Genomic DNA, 3301 nt, shown 5'->3' on the forward strand with positions numbered 1-3301 from the left:
GAGAAACATTAAGTATTGGAAAAGTTGCGCCGCAAACGATATCTTCATCAGGGACTGTTCTAAAAGGTGGTGCTGACCAAATATTATTACCGCAAGACTGGCCATTAGAATGGATTTCGGATTTTAGAATAGTTCCTAATTGATGGATTATCAATAATTGAGGGAGAAAAAGAGATATGACAAGTAGTTTAAAGCGAATTGCTGAAAAAATTGTTTTTATTATTGAAGAAGAGTACCTAAAACAAAAAAGTTTTACAGGCTCAATTCAAAGTATTTATCAATTAGCAAATAAAATTGTGGAAAGTGGAGAAGTAGCAAAGAACATAAATCTTAAAAGTTTAGTTAGAATGTTTGCAGATGAGACCACGCATTATCAAAGTGAGCTCATTTACTTACTTCAAGATTTAGATAAGGAATTGAAAAAGAATAAACATAAAAGATAGTTTACAACATTTTTCATCGAAACGAAAAGAAGAGAATAGGTCGAAACTTCTTTCAGATATGGAGAAATTGACGCTGTTTGTCCCAATAAGATGGGTAGATAAGCAGACGTTCCTCATTCTCCATATTCAGGATAGAAAGGATTTAATAAAATGGAAACAGACAATACGGTATCTATTTGGATAGGTAATTTCAAAAATTTAACTGAGTTAGAAAATTATATTGATCTAACTTATGATGATGAGGGAGAGATCGTTGTTTCTGATTTTTTCAACGATTTTAAGATAGACATTAATGATATAGATGAAGATTTAATTGAAAAAGCAGTTTTGCCAAATGAAACAAACGATATATCTATTATTTTGCGCACTGCCTCCTATGAGGAACAGTTGTTGTGTGAATTGAACGCATTAGAGAGTCTGACTATAAATAAAGGCAATGCAATTGTACTAATCTATAACTATGCTTATGATGGATCTGTAAAATCCTCAGATTATTTAAATTTCATTACAAGTGTAGATTATAGATAAAACAATAATTTAAAAGTATGAGTAAGTAGATGGGTGATATGGAATCAAAAGCAATATTTGAAGCTGCACAGGTAGGCGATTTTAAATTACTGAAAGATTTATATATCGGTAGTATAAATCAGGTAAATAAGGAACAATTGAATCTTTTATCGGTTGTCCTCACTAATAGTGATAAAATGGAAGACCGAATTAAGATAATTAACTTCTTGCTTGATAGAGGTATAGATATAAACTATCAGGATAGAGATGGTAGAACAGCACTTCATAATTTTTTTCAATTTAAAGCAAATTGGAGACCGAATGTAGATTACTCAGTAAATGTAATAGCTAAGTTAATTGAAGCGGGTATAAATATTAATGCAATTGATAAATATGGATCAGTAGCATTAATTTATTCTTTAACTGTTTTAAAATTAACAACACAAGATGCATATCCTATTTATGAATTATTGTTAGAACATAATGCAGATTATACTCTAAAAAATGATGAGGGAAAATCTGCGTTAGACTACGCTAAAGAGTTATCTTGGAGAAATGATTTTTTAAATATTTTGGAGAAGTATGAAAATGAAAGTAAATGATAATTATGGAGGATTTGTTCTATCAAGGAATGTAAAAAATGGATTACCTATTGCGTATACTTACAGAGAAAAATCTCGACTGTTACAATTAAATGGATGGACTATTTATTCTAGTTCCGATGATGAGGAATACGTAAATAATCCCCAGAATTTTGAAATTGTATCAGCAAAAACCATGTTTTCTATTGCACCCGTGATGGAAGAAATTTTTGAAGCGAAGTATGGGACGAATTTAGCGTGGCTATACGAGGAGGGGGGTTCATGTTGGTTTCTATGATTTAAATGAGGAAAAAGAGATAAAAATATCTGAAATTTTAGATTAGTTATGTATAGTAGTATTGTCTTGATTGATTTTTTTATGAGGTGTATGTAGTTCTTGTATAGCGCTGCTAATATATATTGAATGTGGTATTCATTCTAAATAAAAAAAGAAAGGAAAAAATTAGAAAGTGGAAGATATTAGAACGGTAATCCGCCCTTTGCCTAGTATTGAATTAGTTAAGGAAAAAGAGGAAGAATGGTGCATTGATTTACCAAGTTCCTTTAAGGAATTCATAATCAGATATAATGGGATAATCCCTAAAAAGAATCTTTTTAAAATCAGTGATAATAAAGAGTATGTTATAGAAAGATTCCTTTGTATTTTAGATGATTTTGAAGAGAATTCCCTAGGAATGTACGATATTGATGTTATATGGAGTCCAATACTAGAAATTTTAAGTGTGGATCCAGATTCTGTTGGTGTAGAACTATTACCAGTAGCAACACTGTTCGGTGGTGATTTTATATGTTTAGATTATAGAGAAGGGACCCAGAACCCCAAGGTATGTTATTGGAAGCGTGAGGATTCATACGAATGGCATCCTAGTGTAGAGTTTGTTTCAGAAACATTTGAAGACTTTTTAGGAATGCTATATTCTGAAGATTCTATAACCAAATAGCTAGTATTTGGTTATAGAATCATGCTTTTGAGTATATGTTAAGAGTAATGCACAAAATATAATGCAGGAGTCCTATTTATGGGTGATAAATTCCTTGGGTTATTTATTGAAAAAACTTTTTATAATGAGCTATTTAGTAAGTTGAAATCTTACATCTACCTTCATAGAGATGAAATAAAAGTTAGATTCTACACTTTATCTTTGATATCCTATAAAGCGTTAGATGATTTTACCGTCAAGGAGTGAAAGATACACTCCTGTTTAGAGAAAAAACTTTACAAGCGTCCATCAGGTTATAGGAAGAATGCAAAGGAAACTGTCTGGGATAAAGCTAAGGATGAACAAGGTGTTGTCAAAGATCCTATTACTAAAAAGGTAATGGATATTGAGGAGCCTTGGGATATGGGACATAAACTGGGACATGGATTTAGAAAACACCAACAAAGTGCGGCTGATAGAAAAATAACTCGTAAACAATTTTTAGATGAATATAATAATCCTAATAGCTATAGACCAGAGCTACCAAAATCTAATAGAAGTCATATTTGTGAAGATAAGATGGATTTTTATTTTGGTCCATGATTTTGAAGAAAGGGACTTACTATAGAATATGATAAAAAAGAGATAGCTAGAAAGCTTTTAGATAATGTTGGCGGTACTCCAAGAGTATATGCATTTAAAGATGAATCTGGAAAAGAAATTGACATATTTTGTGGGGATGATTCTCTAATTGAATACGTATCTTCTTATTCCACTGTTGGGTTATCAGACTATACTTTGAACAAAAAGATAGATGATAAATCTTTAA

5 protein-coding genes and 1 pseudogene are annotated in these 3301 nt (G+C 31.1%); all 6 read left to right on the plus strand.

The window, feature by feature from the left end:
* Positions 1 to 176: 176 nt before the first annotated feature.
* On the plus strand, positions 177 to 443 hold the full coding sequence (locus HMPREF2628_RS01835; protein WP_070842159.1) for a disulfide bond formation protein: 267 nt from the start codon (positions 177 to 179) through the stop codon (positions 441 to 443).
* Positions 444 to 593: 150 nt separating this feature from the next.
* Positions 594 to 971, plus strand: a complete 378-nt coding sequence (locus tag HMPREF2628_RS01840) for an immunity 22 family protein (RefSeq protein ID WP_070842160.1) — start codon at positions 594 to 596, stop codon at positions 969 to 971.
* Between the two features lie 29 nt (positions 972 to 1000).
* Positions 1001 to 1552, plus strand: a complete 552-nt coding sequence (locus HMPREF2628_RS01845) for an ankyrin repeat domain-containing protein (protein WP_257375266.1) — start codon at positions 1001 to 1003, stop codon at positions 1550 to 1552.
* Positions 1539 to 1875 (plus strand): annotated as a pseudogene (locus tag HMPREF2628_RS01850) (DUF2185 domain-containing protein). Before HMPREF2628_RS01845 ends, HMPREF2628_RS01850 begins: the two are co-directional and overlap by 14 nt.
* Before the next feature lie 126 nt (positions 1876 to 2001).
* Positions 2002 to 2493: an SMI1/KNR4 family protein gene (locus tag HMPREF2628_RS01855; RefSeq protein WP_070842161.1), complete on the plus strand. Its 492-nt coding sequence runs from the start codon at positions 2002 to 2004 to the stop codon at positions 2491 to 2493.
* A gap of 249 nt (positions 2494 to 2742) precedes the next feature.
* Positions 2743 to 3075, plus strand: a complete 333-nt coding sequence (locus HMPREF2628_RS01860; RefSeq protein WP_306806759.1) for an HNH/ENDO VII family nuclease — start codon at positions 2743 to 2745, stop codon at positions 3073 to 3075.
* Positions 3076 to 3301 lie beyond the last annotated feature (226 nt).

Origin of the sequence: Streptococcus sp. HMSC063B03, from assembly GCF_001836965.1 — a bacterium.
GTDB classification, from domain to species: domain Bacteria; phylum Bacillota; class Bacilli; order Lactobacillales; family Streptococcaceae; genus Streptococcus; species Streptococcus pneumoniae_F.